The following is a 14,486-nucleotide window of genomic DNA, read 5'->3' as shown; positions in this document are numbered from 1 at the left end:
GGCTCTGGTATTCTCGTCGCCATGAAAAAAACTCTCCCTCTAAGCCTGATCGCAGCCCTCGGTGAAAACCGTGTGATCGGCGTCGACAACAGCATGCCCTGGCATTTGCCGGGGGATTTCAAATATTTCAAGGCCACCACCCTGGGCAAGCCGATCATCATGGGGCGCAAGACCTGGGATTCCCTGGGTCGACCGCTGCCGGGGCGCTTGAACATTGTGGTCAGTCGTCAGACCGACCTGGCGCTGGAAGGTGCGGAAGTTTTTCCGTCGCTTGAAGCGGCGGTGGCGCGTGCGCAAGCGTGGGCCCTGGAGCAGGGCGTGGATGAGCTGATGTTGATCGGCGGCGCGCAGCTTTATGCGCAGGGGCTGGAACAGGCGGATCGCCTGTACCTGACGCGGGTGGCGCTGAGCCCGGAAGGGGATGCGTGGTTTCCGGCGTTTGATGAGAACCAGTGGAAGTTGGTTTCCAATCTGCAGAACCCAGCCGAAGGTGACAAGCCGGCTTACAACTTCGAAGTCTGGGAAAAAGCCTAAAAGCATCGGGGGCAAGCCCCCTCCCACATTTGACCGAGTGAATGCGATCAAGTGTGGGAGGGGCGGTGCGACGATTCGACTTGCCCCCGATAGCGGTCTATCAGGCCTGCGCCAACTCCGCATGCTCATCCGCATTCAGCCGTTCTTTATCCGTCTGCTGCATGATCTGGCTGGTAATCGCCCCGGCTGTCATCGAACCGTTCACGTTCAACGCGGTACGGCCCATGTCGATCAGCGGCTCCACGGAAATCAGCAGCGCCACCAGTGACACCGGCAAGCCCATCGCCGGCAGTACGATCAGCGCGGCAAACGTCGCCCCACCGCCCACGCCGGCAACGCCCGCCGAACTCAAGGTCACAATCGCCACCAGGGTCGCGATCCACAGCGGGTCCAACGGGTTGATGCCGACCGTCGGCGCGACCATCACCGCCAGCATTGCCGGGTAGAGACCGGCGCAACCGTTCTGGCCGATGGTCGCGCCGAACGAGGCGGCGAAACCGGCGATGGCGTGCGGGATGCCCAGGCGGCGGGTCTGCGCTTCGATACTCAGCGGGATCGCCGCCGCGCTGGAGCGGCTGGTGAAGGCGAACGTCAGCACCGGCCAGACCTTGCGCAAGAAGCGCAGCGGGTTGATCCCGGCCAGCGACAGCAGCAGGCCATGCACGACGAACATCAGCCCCAGCGCCAGGTACGAGACCACGACAAAACTGCCGAGCTTGATGATGTCTTGCAGGTTGGAGCCGGCGACCACCTTGGTCATCAGCGCCAATACGCCGTAGGGCGTGAGCTTCATCACCAGGCGCACCAGGCGCATCACCCAGGCTTGCAGGGTGTCGATGGCGTTGAGCACTTTCTGGCCCTTTTCCACGTCATCCTTGAGCAGTTGCAGCGCGGCCACGCCGAGGAAGGCGGCGAAGATCACCACGCTGATGATCGAGGTCGGCTTGGCGCGGGCCAGGTCGGCGAACGGGTTTTGCGGCACGAACGACAACAGCAACTGCGGGATATTCAGGTCGGCGACCTTGCCCGCGTAGTCGTTCTGGATCACTTGCAGGCGCGCCATTTCCTGGGTGCCGGCCACCAGGCCTTCGGCGGTGAGGCCGAACAGGTTGGTCAGGCCGATGCCGATCAGCGCCGCAATCGCGGTGGTGAACAGTAGGGTGCCGATGGTCAGGAAGCTGATCTTGCCCAGGGACGCGGCGTTGTGCAGACGTGCCACGGCGCTGAGGATCGAAGCGAACACCAGCGGGATCACGATCATTTGCAGCAACTGCACATAACCGTTGCCGACCAGATCGAACCAGCCGATAGAGGCTTTGAGGACCGGGTTGCCATCGCCGTAAATGGTGTGCAAGGCCGTACCGAACGCCACGCCGAGTATCAGGGCGAACAGGACCTTCTTGGCGAGGCTCCAGTTCGTTCGACGGGTTTGTGCCAGGCCCAGCAACAGGGCCACGAACACCAGTAAGTTGAGAATCAGGGGCAGATTCATTGAAGCTCCGTTGAGAGTGTTGCCAATCGCGTGAGCCTGCGATTGCGAACCGGGAAGCCTAACAGCTTGATATATATTGATTTAATACCAATATGGAATGGTGTCTGTCGTTTTTGGAATAAGTAGTTGGCGCTCAGGCACATGGCAATGGCGGAATCAGAACGCAAGCGGTCGCGACCGGGCGAAAACTGTCACAGGGATTTGTTAGCGTCGATGTCTTTCACTCAGGGAGACAACGCCTATGAAGCTCGCGCCGAAACTACTGGTATCCGCCGCATTCTGCCTCGCACTCGCCGGCCAGGCGTTCGCCGCCACCGAGTTGAAACACTGGCCGGCCCCGGCCGCCAAGCAACTGAACGAAATGATCGCCGCCAACGCCAACAAGGGTAACTTCGCGGTGTTCGACATGGACAACACCAGCTACCGCTACGACCTCGAAGAGTCCCTGCTGCCCTACATGGAAAACAAGGGCCTGATCACCCGCGACAGCCTCGACCCGTCGCTCAAGCTTATGCCCTTCAAAGACACCGCCGAGCATAAGGAAAGCCTGTTCAGTTACTACTATCGCCTCTGCGAAGTGGACGACATGGTCTGCTACCCGTGGGTGGCCCAGGTGTTTGCAGGTTTTACCCTCAAGGAACTCAAGGTCCAGGTCGATGAGTTGATGGCCTCCGGCAAGCCAGTGCCGGTCAGCTATTTCGAAGGCGACGCGGTGAAGAACTCCGAAGTCCAGCCGCCGAAAGTCTTCACCGGTCAGGCTGAGCTGTACAACAAGCTCATGGAAAACGGCATCGAGGTGTATGTGATGACCGCCGCGTCGGAAGAGCTGGTACGCATGGTCGCTGCCGATCCGAAGTACGGCTACAACGTCAAACCGCAGAACGTCATCGGCGTGAGCACCCTGCTCAAGGACCGCAAGACCGGCGAACTGACCACCGCACGCAAGCAGATCACTGCCGGCAAATACGACGAAAAAGCCAACCTCGGTCTGGAATTGACCCCCTACCTGTGGACCCCGGCGACCTGGATGGCCGGTAAGCACGCCGCGATCCTGACCTACATCGACGAATGGAAAAAGCCGGTAATCGTCGGCGGCGATACCCCGACCAGCGACGGCTACATGCTGTTCCACGATGTGGACGTGGCCAAGGGCGGCATTCACCTGTGGGTCAACCGCAAAGACAAGTACATGACCCAGCTCAACGGCATGATGGCCAAGCACGCGGCCGCCCAGGCCAAGGAAGGCTTGCCGGTGACGGCGGACAAGAACTGGGTGATCGTCAAGCCTGACGAGATCCAGTAACCACGGGTGTACGCCGGTAATTGTGGGAGGGGGCTTGCTCCCGATAGCAGTGTTGACTGACCCACCGCTATCGGGAGCAAGCCCCCTCCCACCTGTTGATCTCCCGTGTGTTGGAGGTTTTCTCCAGGCAAAAAAATGCCCCGCACGGCGCGGATTTTTATCGGGCCTGTGCCGCTGAGCGACGGCTATAGTCAACTATCGGGATGGTCAGGGGACTGCAACATGTGGCTATGGCTATGTCGCTCGATGGTGTTGCTGGCGGTGTCAGGCGGATGCAGTGCGCTGTTCTCGATTCGGGCCTTGGCGGCAGAACCGCAAGCAGTGCCTGTTTCTGGTTTAGTGACGTTGGCCGACAAGCTCAAGGTTTCGCACGGTAGTTCCGTCAATATCGTGCAGTTGGGCGACTCCCATACGGCGGCTGATTGGTTTTCCGGTGAAATGCGCCGTTTGTTCCAACTGCAATATGGTGAGGGCGGAATAGGTTTCGTCGCGGCTACACCGGTCCCAGGCACCCGTTACGATCAAGTGGTACTGGCGGCTGATAGTGACCAATGGCGCCTGATTTCAAGCCGTTATCAGCACAGCGATGAATTCCCGCTCGGTGGTTATCTGGCGTTGCCCGTGGCGCCCAACGCCCACGTCAGGATTGGTGTGCGAGAACCCCATGAAATGCGCTACCGGGTTTCTGCGCTGTACCGAGCTGATGTTGACAGCGGTTTGGTGGCGGATGACGGCATTCGTCACATGGCGGTGCCATTGTTGTCGACTTCCGGGCAATGGCGGTTCAGTCGGGCGCTCGAAAATCTGGCCCTGCCATTGGACCTGGCGATCATCAGTGAACGGGGGGTTGCGCTCGGCGGCTGGAATATCGAGTCACAGCAACAGACTGGAGTGACTTACTCGGCACTGGGTATCAACGGTGCAACCCTGAATTCGGTCGATTCGTGGCAGGCCGGATGGGAGCATACGTTGAACGCGCTGCATCCCGACCTGCTGGTGCTGGCGTATGGCGGTAACGAAGCGTTCGATGACGATCTGGATCCGAGGCGTTATCACGATGAGTTGCTTGAAAAGCTCGCGTTCTTGCGCCGCACATTACCCGCCACCGTGCTTTTGTTGGTCGGGCCGGCAGACTCGATAAAGCAGCGGTCCGGCATGGCGTGCGAAGAGCGTCAGCCGAAAAATCTGTCTCGGGTCATCCAGATCCAACGGCAGGCCGCCTTACGCGCGGGGGCTCTGTTCTGGGACTGGCAAGCGTATATGGGAGGCCCCTGTTCGATTGAGGCTTGGCAGGCCGACCACCTTGCTCAGAACGATCTGGTTCACCTGAACGAGCAAGGCTATCGAAAGAGTGCGGCCGGGCTTTATCGTTATTTGCAAACCCGCTTGGCTGGGCAGTAAACCTTTAACAAAAAGCCCCGCACTGGGCGGGGCTTTTTTATGCGCAGGATTAGGCCTTACAGCCCGTCCAGCATCGCCTTGTTACGCACCGCACCCTTGTCGGCACTGGTCGCCAGCAACGCATAAGCCTTCAACGCGGTAGTGACTTTGCGCGGACGCTTCTCCACCGGCTTCCAGCCCTTCTTGTCCTGCTCGACCCGGCGCGCGGCCAGTTCTTCGTCGCTGATCAACAGGTTGATCGAGCGGTTCGGAATGTCGATCAGTACCTTGTCGCCGTCCTGTACCAGGCCAATCGCGCCGCCGGCAGCGGCTTCAGGCGAAGCATGGCCGATGGACAGGCCCGAGGTGCCGCCGGAGAAACGGCCGTCGGTCAACAGCGCGCAGGCTTTGCCCAGGCCTTTGGATTTCAGGTACGACGTTGGGTAGAGCATCTCCTGCATACCCGGGCCGCCTTTCGGGCCTTCGTAGCGGATGATCACGATGTCGCCTTCTTTGACTTCGTCGGCGAGGATGCCGCGTACCGAGCTGTCCTGGCTTTCGTAGATCTTGGCGCGACCTTCGAACACGTGGATCGACTCATCCACACCGGCGGTTTTCACCACGCAGCCGTCGAGGGCGATGTTGCCGTACAGCACGGCCAGGCCGCCTTCTTTCGAATAGGCGTGCTCGACACTGCGGATGCAGCCGTTTTCACGGTCGGCGTCGAGGGTGTCCCAACGGGTCGACTGGCTGAACGCGGTCTGGGTCGGGATGCCCGCCGGGCCGGCCTTGAAGAAGGTGTGTACGGCTTCGTCGTCAGTCTGGGTGATGTCCCACTTGGCGATGCCTTCGGCGAGGGACTTGCTGTGTACAGTCGGCAGGTCGGTGTGCAGCAGGCCGCCGCGCGCCAGGGAACCTAAGATCGAGAAGATCCCGCCGGCGCGGTGCACGTCTTCCATGTGGTACTTCTGGATGTTCGGCGCGACTTTGCACAGTTGCGGCACATGACGGGACAGGCGGTCGATGTCGCGCAGGTCGAAATCGATCTCGGCTTCCTGGGCCGCGGCCAGCAAGTGCAGGATGGTGTTGGTGGAACCGCCCATGGCGATGTCCAGGGTCATGGCGTTTTCGAACGCCTTGAAGTTGGCGATGTTGCGCGGCAACACCGACTCATCGTTCTCGCCGTAGTAGCGCTTGCACAGCTCGACGATGGTGCGGCCGGCCTGCAGGAACAGTTGCTCGCGGTCGCTGTGGGTGGCCAGCGTGGAACCGTTGCCCGGCAAGGCCAGGCCCAGGGCTTCCACCAGGCAGTTCATCGAGTTGGCGGTGAACATGCCGGAGCACGAACCGCAGGTCGGGCAGGCGCTGCGCTCGTATTCCGCGACCTTCTCGTCAGAAGCGCTGGAATCGGCGGCGATGACCATGGCATCGACCAGGTCGAGGCCGTGGGAGGCGAGTTTGGTCTTGCCGGCTTCCATCGGGCCGCCGGAGACGAAGATCACCGGGACGTTCAGGCGCAGGGCGGCCATCAGCATGCCGGGGGTGATCTTGTCGCAGTTCGAGATGCACACGATGGCGTCGGCGCAGTGGGCGTTGACCATGTACTCCACGGAGTCGGCGATGATCTCGCGGCTCGGCAGGGAATACAGCATGCCGTCATGGCCCATGGCGATGCCGTCGTCCACGGCGATGGTGTTGAATTCCTTGGCGACACCGCCGGCGCGTTCGATCTCGCGGGCGACCAGTTGGCCCAGGTCCTTGAGGTGGACGTGGCCGGGGACGAACTGGGTGAACGAGTTGGCAATCGCGATGATCGGCTTCTTGAAGTCGTCATCTTTCATCCCCGTGGCACGCCACAGTGCGCGGGCGCCGGCCATGTTGCGGCCATGGGTGGATGTTTTCGAGCGGTAATCTGGCATTTGAGCCCTCCGGGCGGCTAATCAAAACTAATCAGGTGCTAAGGGGAGTGAGCTTCTATGGACGTCTGGAACACCCGAAAAATGGCCGTGGTGTCCGGACGTTGCCGCAAACGTTACGGGATCGCCGTGCGTTTTGGCCTCGAGCTCATAAACCCGCCGGGGGATGACTGGCGATGAATAGGCCGATTCTACACCGCTGGCGGCTGGAGGGAATGGCGAAAAGCGCCGTGGCGACGCACGCCCGGATCAACCAATCTGATGTAGGAGCGAGCTTGCTCGCGAAAAACGAACAGGCGACACGGGCCTCCTGATAGTACGGCGTTATTGTTGACGTTCTTCGCGAGCAAGCTCGCTCCTACAGGGGAGGGACATATTCAGAACCACTGTTTAGAGGCCGGTTGACGTCGCTGCGCCTACCGTTTCTCTTTCACTCACAGAAGAGGACGAAGGAATGTCCACCCAGCAACGTGCACATCGGCTGCGCATCGGGCGCTGTTCGGAGTCGGGCCGTATTTACCTGATCACTGCGGTTACCCATCAACGACAATCGGTCTTTCAGGACTGGCGCATCGGCCGCCTGCTTGTCAGTGAGTTCAGGCAGGCTCAGGACGAGGGTGAGGCGACTTCGCTGGCCTGGGTGGTCATGCCTGACCATTTCCATTGGCTGGTCGAGTTGCATAACGGCGACTTGCCAAGGCTGATGCGAATCACCAAGTCGCGAAGTGCCCGTGCCATCAACCAGGCCAGGTGTTCGTTCGGGACCCTATGGCAAAAAGGTTACTTCGACCGCGCACTGCGTCGGGAGGAAGATTTGAAAGCAATGGCCCGCTATATCGTGGCCAATCCCTTGCGTGCAGGGCTGGTCGAGCATATCGGCCAGTACCCGCTATGGGACGCCATCTGGTTGTGACCTCTTCCCCCTTGTAGGAGCGAGCTTGCTCGCGAAGAACGCATAGACGACGCGGGCTACCTGATAGCGCTGCGTTATCGTTGACGTTCTTCGCGAGCAAGCTCGCTCCTACAGGGGGGAAGTGTCAGTGTCCGACTCGCGCATTGGTCAGCCAACTCCACAGGCTGAAAATGATAAAGCTCACGGCAATCGTGATCAGCAAATGACTGCCGGTTTGCGCAAGCGCTGCGCTGCTGACGGCGGCGGTGAAGAACATGATGCTATTTCCTGCTGACGCTGCTGTGCCCGCGCTGCTTGAAAACAACAGCATCGCCGCCGAAATTGCGGCGGGACGAACCAGGGTGACCGCCAGTGCGCTGATCAGCATCGGGATGAGCAGGGTCACTGTGGTAATGGCTTCAAAGATGATAATCAGCGCCAGCAGCACACCCGCGACCAGCAACAACCCAAGACCGATATTGATTTGCCGGGACAGCGCGATACGTTTTTGCAGGTACGAGGCCGCCACCCCGCCGAGGAGATAAGCCGCGCCGTACACCATCATCACCAGCGCGTACTGATATTCGGAAAGCTTCAGCGCGTCCATGAAAATCAGCGGCGTCACGCTGATCAAGGCGAAGTAGCAGGCGAACACCTGCGCGGCGATCCAAGAATCGACAGCGTGATGCAGCCGAGCAGCACTTCCTTAGGCCCCCATTTGTCCGACAACGGGCCGGCGATCAGTTGGGAGATGGAGAAGACCAGTGTGAACAGGCTGATCGAGAGCGCGACGTCGGCCGTCGGAGTGTCGAATTGGGCGGCCAGGGCGGGGAACGACGGCAGGAGAATATTGATCGGGAAGAAGCTGATCAGGGCAATGCAGGTGATCAGGATGAAGCGGGAAAGTTGTTGGCGTTTTACCTCGCCACTGAGGGCGGGAGAGCAGAAGGGCTCAGACATGAGTGGTCATTTCCGGAGTAAAACCAGAAACCGATACTAGTCTGCGAAAAATGGAATTCAATCAAATCTATTGTGCGAAGCGTCCCATATTGGTGTACGCCGCCCCTGTAGGAGCGAGCTTGCTCGCGAAGCACGTCAACGATGACGCAGCGCTATCAGGTAGCCCGCGTCGTCTATGCGTTTTTCGCGAGCGAGCTCGCTCCTACAGGGGGACGGTTTTGGTCTTTAGCTATTTGGCAGCAACCGGCAGGTGATGCTCTTGATGTAGCGCGTCTCGGCAATCGCCGGGTGCACCGGGTGATCCGGGCCCTGGCCGCCGCGTTCGAGCATCTGGATGTTGCGGTCCAGGTGGCGGGCGCTGGTCAGCAGGATGTTTTGCAGGTCGTCTTCCGGCAGGTGCATCGAGCACGAGGCGCTGACCAGGATGCCGTCCTTGCTGAGCAGGCGCATGGCTTGCTCGTTGAGGCGGCGGTAGGCGCCTTCGCCGTTTTTCATGTCTTTTTTGCGTTTGATGAAGGCCGGTGGGTCGGCGACGATCACGTCGAAGCGTTCTTCGCTGGCTTTCAGCTCTTTGAGGGCTTCGAAGACGTCGCCTTCAATGCAGGTCATTTTCTCGGCGACGCCGTTCAGCGCGGCGTTGCGCTCGACGCCGTCGAGGGCGAAGGCCGAGGCGTCGACGCAGAACACTTCAGTGGCGCCGAAGGCCGCGGCTTGCACGCCCCAGCCGCCGATGTAGCTGTACAGATCGAGGACGCGCTTGCCTTTGGCATACGGGGCCAGGCGTGCGCGGTTCATGCGGTGGTCATAGAACCAGCCGGTTTTCTGGCCCTGGATCACCGGGGCTTCGAATTTCACGCCGTTTTCTTCCAGCGCGACCCACTCCGGCACCAGGCCGAACACGGTTTCGACGTAACGGTTGAGGCCTTCGGCGTCGCGCGCGGCGGAGTCGTTCTTGAACAGAATGCCGCTCGGCTTGAGCACTTGGGTCAGGGCGGCGATCACGTCTTCTTTATGCGCTTCCATGGTCGCCGAGGCGATCTGCACCACCAGGATGTCGCCGAAACGGTCGACCACCAGGCCCGGCAGCAGGTCGGAATCGCCGTAGACCAGGCGGTAGAACGGCTTGTCGAACAGACGGTCGCGCAGGGACAGGGCGACGTTCAGGCGGTGTACCAGCAGCGACTTGTCCAAAGGCAACTTGATGTCACGCGACAGCAGGCGCGCGCAGATCAGGTTGTTCGGGCTCATGGCCACGATGCCCAGGGTCTTGCCGCCGGCCGCTTCGAGGATGGCCTGGTCGCCCGCCTGGAAGCCGTGAAGTGGGGTGGCGGCCACGTCGATTTCGTTGCTGTAGACCCACAGGTGGCCGTTGCGCAAACGACGATCGGCGTTGGCTTTGAGACGCAGGCTTGGCAGGGACATGACGTCGCTCCGGAAAAAAGAGCGGGAGTATACCGTGTTGCATTACATTTCGTGGCTTGGCCTGATGGGTTGCAGGGGGGGCGCGTGCTGTGGCGTCCATTTGATAGGAGTGCCATTTGGTTTTTTGAGGTGTCGGTCAGCTTCCCATCGGGGTTAGAATCCCCCTCTCGCCCAGAGTGTGTACTTATGTCCCAAGAGCTTTCCGCCGAACAGATCCAGCAGGCCCTGCAAGGCATCAGTGTGCCGCCTCAGCCGCAAATCATGGTGGATTTGCAGATGGAACAGTACATGCCCGACCCGGACCTGGAAGTGATCGCGCGGTTGATTTCCCAGGACCCGGGCCTGTCCGGCGCGCTGCTGAAGATCGTCAACTCGTCGTATTACGGCCTGAGCAACAAGATCGCCTCGATCCAGCGCGCCGTTAACCTGCTGGGCAGCCGTTCGATCATCAACCTGATCAACGCCCTGTCGATCAAGGGCGAGATGAGCGACGACACCATCGTCACCCTCAACCGTTTCTGGGACACCGCCCAGGACGTGGCCATGACCTGCCTCACCCTGGCCAAGCGCACCGGCGCCCAGGCGGTGGACGAAGCCTATGCCCTGGGGCTGTTCCACGATTGCGGCGTGCCGCTGATGCTCAAGCGCTTCCCCAATTACATGGTGGTGCTCGAAGAGTCCTACGCCAATGCCGGTGCCGACTGCCGAGTGGTCGACACCGAAAACAATGCGTTCAACACCAACCATGCGGTGGTCGGCTATTACACCGCCAAGTCCTGGCGCCTGCCGGAGCATGTGACCGACGCCATTGCCAACCATCACAACGCCCTGGCGATCTTCAGCGATGAGTCGCCGCGCAATCCGCAGCTCAAGAACCTGCTGGCGATCCTGAAAATGGCCGAGCACATCTGCGCGTCGTACCGGGTGTTGGGCAACCAGCCGGTCGACTATGAGTGGGACGCGATTGGCCATCTGGTGCTGGACTACGTGGGCCTGTCGGACTACGACTTCGAAAGCATGAAGTTGTCGATCCGCGAACTGGGCGCGCACTGACCCTTACCTCACGAGGCACACATGCCCGAGTTACCAGAAGTCGAAACCACTCGGCGCGGGATTGCGCCGCACCTGGAAGGCCAGCGGGTCAGCCGCGTCGTGGTGCGTGAGCGACGCCTGCGCTGGCCGATCCCGGAAGACCTCGATGTACGCCTGTCCGGGCAGCGCATCGTGCTGGTGGAGCGGCGGGCCAAGTACCTGTTGATCAACGCCGAAGTGGGCACCCTGATCAGTCACCTGGGCATGTCGGGCAACCTGCGCCTGGTGGAAGTCGGCCTGCCGGCGGCCAAGCATGAGCATGTGGACATCGAGCTGGAGTCGGGCCTGGCCCTGCGCTACACCGACCCTCGGCGTTTTGGCGCGATGCTCTGGAGCCAGGACCCGCATAACCACGAACTGCTGATCCGCCTGGGGCCGGAGCCGTTGACCGACCTGTTCGATGGCGAACGCCTGTTCAAACTGTCGCGTGGGCGTTCGATGGCGGTCAAACCGTTCATCATGGACAACGCGGTGGTGGTGGGCGTGGGCAATATCTACGCGACCGAAGCGCTGTTCGCGGCGGGGATCGATCCGCGCCGCGAGGCCGGTGGCATTTCACGCGGGCGCTATTTGAAGCTGGCGATCGAGATCAAGCGCATTCTGGCGGCCGCCATCGAGCGCGGCGGCACCACCTTGCGCGACTTTATCGGCGGCGATGGGCAGCCGGGGTATTTCCAGCAGGAACTGTTCGTCTACGGCCGGGGCGGCGAGGCGTGCAAGGTCTGCGGGAGCGAGTTGCGCAATGTGGTGCTGGGGCAGCGGGCGAGTGTGTTTTGCCCTAAGTGTCAGAGCTGATTGCTGTGTGATGGCGGATATCGCCATCGGGGGCAAGCCCCCTCCCACATTTAAATGTATTCACACATCAACGTGTGGGAGGGGCGGTGCGACGATTCGACTTGCCCCCGATGAGGCCCTCACAGACGCCACCAGGCTCAAGCCTTACCGGTAATCTTCCGGTATTTCTCCATCAACTGTTCTTCAGTCTCCGGATGGGCTTCATCCAGTGGAATGCAATCCACCGGGCACACCTGCTGGCACTGCGGTTCGTCGTAGTGGCCGACGCACTGGGTGCAGAGGTTGGGGTCGATCACGTAGATCTCTTCGCCTTGGGAAATCGCGGCGTTCGGGCACTCGGGTTCGCAGACGTCGCAGTTGATGCAATCGTCGGTGATGATCAAGGACATGAAAACTCCTGCCAGGGCAGTCAGCCAAGGCATCTGGAAAACTAATGCGCGCAATTGTGCCGCATTGGCGCCCGCAGTGCGAGCGGGCGCCGAGTGAGCGGTCTTACTTCTTGAAGCGCAGGGTCAGCGCATCAGCCACGGCCGGATGCACGAACTTGGTGATATCCCCGCCCAGGGCCGCGATTTCACGGACCAGCGTCGAGGAAATGAACGAATAACGCTCCGACGGCGTGAGGAACAGGCTTTCCACGTCCGGCGCCAGTTGGCGGTTCATGTTGGCCAACTGGAATTCGTATTCGAAGTCCGATACCGCGCGCAGGCCGCGCAGGAACACATTGGCGTTCTGCTCTTTGGCGAAATGTGCCAGCAGCGTCGAGAAACCCACCACTTCGACGTTGGGCAGGTGCTTGGTGACCTCGCGCGCCAGCTCCACGCGCTGTTCCAGGGGAAACAGCGGGTTTTTCTTGGGGCTGGCAGCGACCGCGATGATCACATGGTCGAACAAGCGCGAGGCGCGTTCGACCAGATCGCCATGGCCTTTGGTAATCGGGTCGAAGGTACCTGGGTACAACACTCGGTTCATCGCGTCGTCCTGGCGGAGTCCGTTGGGGAACCGGATGGTATCGCAGCCGTCCCGGTCGGCCAAGTCGACTTATGCAGATAGACCCGCGAAATACCCTGTTTTTTCATGCCGTTTTCAGACGTTCGGCCAATGCGCTCGCCAGTTGCGCGGTCAATCCGTACACCGACAACTGCGGGTTGGCGCCAATGCTGGTGGGGAACAGCGAACCATCGTGGATCGACAGGTTGCGCAACTGGTGATGGCGACCGAGGCTGTCGGCCACCGCATTTTTCGGCTCTTCGCCCATGGCGCAGCCGCCCATCACGTGGGCGCTGCCCAGGCAGGTGCGGTGCAATTCCAGGTTGAGGCCGTCGATCAGGCTGCGTGCTTCGGCCAGGGTCTTCACGTAGCGCGCATCGTGATGCAGCGGTTTGACCGACTTGGCGCCCGCCGCGAACTGGATCTCGGCCATGCTGTGGAACGCGCGGCGCAGGCCGTCCCAGGCGTAAGGCGAAACCTGGTAATCGAGCACCGGTGTGCCGTCGCCGCGCAGTTCAACGCTGCCGCCGGGGCTGTCGGGGTGGAAGCCGTCGCGCAGCAGGGCAAGCATTGCGTGGGTATGTGGCAATTGGCTCATGTCCAGGGCGTTCTGGGTGCCGTAGCCGCCGAGCAGCGTACTGGCCAGCGCCGGGTGCAGCGGCGGCGCTTCGAGCTTGTACGACATTCTGCCGGTGGTGCCGTCCAGCCATTGGAAGTGATCGGAATAGATCGACTGCGGCGCGCCATAGAACGGGTTGATCACCTCGTCGAACAGCGCCGCGGAGAAGTTCACCAAATGCAAAAAGGTGCGCTTGCCCAGCCGCGAATGCGGGTCGGGGGCGGCCGAGCGCATCAGCAGCGCCGGGCTGTTGATGCCGCCGCCGGCCAGCACGTAATGCCTGGCCTTGACCGTGATCTTGCGTCCAGTCGGCGCCACGCAGCGTTCGTCCATGGCCACGCATTCCAGGCTATTGATGCGGTCGCCGCTGTAGACCAGGCGTTCGGCGCGGGCCAGGTACAGCAGCTCGCCGCCTTTCTCCAGGGTGGAGGGGATGGTGGTCACCAGCATCGACTGCTTGGCGTTGACCGGGCAACCCATGCCGCAATAACCCAGGTTGAAGCAGCCGCGCACGTTGCGCGGGATCACATGCCAGCTGTAGCCCAACTGTTCGCAGCCTTTGCGGATCACGTCGTTGTTGGCGTTGGGCGGCATGGCCCAGGGAGCGATGCCCAGGCGCTGTTCCATTTTTTCGAACCATGGCGCCATGTCCGCGCTGCTGTGGCCCTTGACCGCATATTCGCTGGCCCAGTGGCTGAGGGTGGCGTCCGGGGTGCGGAAGCTGGAGGTCCAGTTGATCAGCGTGGTGCCGCCCACGGCCCGGCCTTGCAGGATGGTGATGGCGCCGTCCTTGCTCATGCGGCCGATGCCTTCTTGATACAGGCTGGCGTAGGCCTCGTCTTCGAGCAGCTTGAAATCGCTGCTGGTCTTGAGCGGGCCTTCTTCGATCAGCAGCACTTTGTAGCCGGCGGCGCTGAGGATTTCGGCAGTGGTGCCGCCGCCGGCACCGCTGCCGATGATCGCTACGTCGGCTTCCAGCGTCAGGTCGCGGTCGAGGGCGGCGCCATTGTGGGTTTTCCAGCCGCGGGCCAGGCCGGCGCGGAACAGATCGGGTACAGGCATCGGGGTCGTCTCTTGTTTTTATTGGGGGG

Annotated in this window: 12 protein-coding genes and 1 pseudogene; 6 read left to right on the top strand and 7 right to left on the bottom strand. The window is 61.2% G+C overall.

Going from position 1 to position 14,486, the window contains the following annotated elements:
* Nucleotides 1-21 precede the first annotated feature (21 nt).
* A complete protein-coding gene (locus tag TU80_RS05135) occupies nucleotides 22-534 on the top strand; it encodes a dihydrofolate reductase (protein WP_046381740.1) in 513 nt (170 codons plus the stop codon).
* Nucleotides 535-634: 100 nt separating this feature from the next.
* Here the strand turns inward: TU80_RS05135 and TU80_RS05130 are convergent, their stop codons facing one another.
* The gene (locus TU80_RS05130; protein ID WP_057003963.1) at nucleotides 635-2,026 is read right to left on the bottom strand and encodes an L-cystine transporter; all 1,392 of its coding nucleotides are present in this window, start codon (nucleotides 2,024-2,026) and stop codon (nucleotides 635-637) included.
* Between the two features lie 241 nt (nucleotides 2,027-2,267).
* On the opposite strand from TU80_RS05130, the gene TU80_RS05125 reads away from it, so the two are divergent.
* Nucleotides 2,268-3,329 (top strand): HAD family hydrolase, encoded by a 1,062-nt coding sequence (locus TU80_RS05125; protein WP_046381742.1) that lies wholly within the window; start codon nucleotides 2,268-2,270, stop codon nucleotides 3,327-3,329.
* 222 nt (nucleotides 3,330-3,551) lie between these two features.
* Complete coding sequence (locus tag TU80_RS05120) at nucleotides 3,552-4,730, top strand: GDSL-type esterase/lipase family protein (protein ID WP_057004027.1); 1,179 nt, start codon at nucleotides 3,552-3,554, stop codon at nucleotides 4,728-4,730.
* Nucleotides 4,731-4,786: 56 nt separating this feature from the next.
* Here TU80_RS05120 and ilvD read toward each other — a convergent pair whose 3' ends face one another.
* Nucleotides 4,787-6,628 (bottom strand): dihydroxy-acid dehydratase, encoded by a 1,842-nt coding sequence (ilvD, locus tag TU80_RS05115; RefSeq protein WP_057003962.1) that lies wholly within the window; start codon nucleotides 6,626-6,628, stop codon nucleotides 4,787-4,789.
* A gap of 451 nt (nucleotides 6,629-7,079) precedes the next feature.
* On the opposite strand from ilvD, the gene TU80_RS05110 reads away from it, so the two are divergent.
* Nucleotides 7,080-7,538, top strand: a complete 459-nt coding sequence (locus TU80_RS05110) for an REP-associated tyrosine transposase (RefSeq protein WP_017845036.1) — start codon at nucleotides 7,080-7,082, stop codon at nucleotides 7,536-7,538.
* A 124-nt stretch (nucleotides 7,539-7,662) separates the two neighbouring features.
* Here TU80_RS05110 and TU80_RS05105 read toward each other — a convergent pair.
* Together TU80_RS05105 and TU80_RS05100 are read right to left on the bottom strand one after the other, a co-directional pair.
* A pseudogene (locus TU80_RS05105) lies at nucleotides 7,663-8,477 on the bottom strand (MFS transporter).
* A 225-nt stretch (nucleotides 8,478-8,702) separates the two neighbouring features.
* Nucleotides 8,703-9,899 (bottom strand): class I SAM-dependent rRNA methyltransferase, encoded by a 1,197-nt coding sequence (locus tag TU80_RS05100; protein ID WP_057003961.1) that lies wholly within the window; start codon nucleotides 9,897-9,899, stop codon nucleotides 8,703-8,705.
* A gap of 240 nt (nucleotides 9,900-10,139) precedes the next feature.
* Between TU80_RS05100 and TU80_RS05095 the strand changes: the two genes are divergently transcribed.
* Both TU80_RS05095 and mutM read left to right on the top strand, forming a co-directional pair.
* Nucleotides 10,140-10,952: an HDOD domain-containing protein gene (locus tag TU80_RS05095; RefSeq protein WP_169850532.1), complete on the top strand. Its 813-nt coding sequence runs from the start codon at nucleotides 10,140-10,142 to the stop codon at nucleotides 10,950-10,952.
* A gap of 21 nt (nucleotides 10,953-10,973) precedes the next feature.
* Nucleotides 10,974-11,786, top strand: coding sequence for a bifunctional DNA-formamidopyrimidine glycosylase/DNA-(apurinic or apyrimidinic site) lyase (mutM, locus tag TU80_RS05090; protein ID WP_017845033.1), 813 nt, complete (start codon nucleotides 10,974-10,976; stop codon nucleotides 11,784-11,786).
* A gap of 137 nt (nucleotides 11,787-11,923) precedes the next feature.
* On the opposite strand, the gene TU80_RS05085 is transcribed toward mutM, so the two are convergent.
* From TU80_RS05085 to TU80_RS05075, 3 genes are all read right to left on the bottom strand, one after another.
* Nucleotides 11,924-12,175 carry a YfhL family 4Fe-4S dicluster ferredoxin gene (locus tag TU80_RS05085; protein ID WP_003195146.1) on the bottom strand — a complete coding sequence of 84 codons (252 nt, stop codon included), beginning with the start codon at nucleotides 12,173-12,175 and terminating at the stop codon, nucleotides 11,924-11,926.
* A gap of 103 nt (nucleotides 12,176-12,278) precedes the next feature.
* Nucleotides 12,279-12,758, bottom strand: coding sequence for a pantetheine-phosphate adenylyltransferase (gene coaD, locus TU80_RS05080; protein WP_003176711.1), 480 nt, complete (start codon nucleotides 12,756-12,758; stop codon nucleotides 12,279-12,281).
* A gap of 103 nt (nucleotides 12,759-12,861) precedes the next feature.
* Nucleotides 12,862-14,457, bottom strand: coding sequence for a GMC family oxidoreductase (locus tag TU80_RS05075; protein WP_057003960.1), 1,596 nt, complete (start codon nucleotides 14,455-14,457; stop codon nucleotides 12,862-12,864).
* Nucleotides 14,458-14,486 lie beyond the last annotated feature (29 nt).

Source organism: Pseudomonas veronii, assembly GCF_001439695.1.
Classification (GTDB): Bacteria; Pseudomonadota; Gammaproteobacteria; order Pseudomonadales; family Pseudomonadaceae; genus Aquipseudomonas; species Aquipseudomonas veronii.
The sequence above is the reverse complement of the archived record's forward strand: the minus strand, read 5'-3'. Positions and strand labels throughout refer to the sequence as shown.

Coding starts and splice junctions, on each gene's coding strand:
- TU80_RS05085 (WP_003195146.1), bottom strand. CDS start 12,175: ATGTCCTTGATCATCACCGACGATTGCATCAACTGCGACGTCTGCGAA.
- TU80_RS05075 (WP_057003960.1), bottom strand. CDS start 14,457: ATGCCTGTACCCGATCTGTTCCGCGCCGGCCTGGCCCGCGGCTGGAAA.
- ilvD (WP_057003962.1), bottom strand. CDS start 6,628: ATGCCAGATTACCGCTCGAAAACATCCACCCATGGCCGCAACATGGCC.
- TU80_RS05135 (WP_046381740.1), top strand. CDS start 22: ATGAAAAAAACTCTCCCTCTAAGCCTGATCGCAGCCCTCGGTGAAAAC.
- TU80_RS05125 (WP_046381742.1), top strand. CDS start 2,268: ATGAAGCTCGCGCCGAAACTACTGGTATCCGCCGCATTCTGCCTCGCA.
- TU80_RS05110 (WP_017845036.1), top strand. CDS start 7,080: ATGTCCACCCAGCAACGTGCACATCGGCTGCGCATCGGGCGCTGTTCG.
- TU80_RS05120 (WP_057004027.1), top strand. CDS start 3,552: ATGTGGCTATGGCTATGTCGCTCGATGGTGTTGCTGGCGGTGTCAGGC.
- mutM (WP_017845033.1), top strand. CDS start 10,974: ATGCCCGAGTTACCAGAAGTCGAAACCACTCGGCGCGGGATTGCGCCG.
- TU80_RS05130 (WP_057003963.1), bottom strand. CDS start 2,026: ATGAATCTGCCCCTGATTCTCAACTTACTGGTGTTCGTGGCCCTGTTG.
- TU80_RS05100 (WP_057003961.1), bottom strand. CDS start 9,899: ATGTCCCTGCCAAGCCTGCGTCTCAAAGCCAACGCCGATCGTCGTTTG.
- coaD (WP_003176711.1), bottom strand. CDS start 12,758: ATGAACCGAGTGTTGTACCCAGGTACCTTCGACCCGATTACCAAAGGC.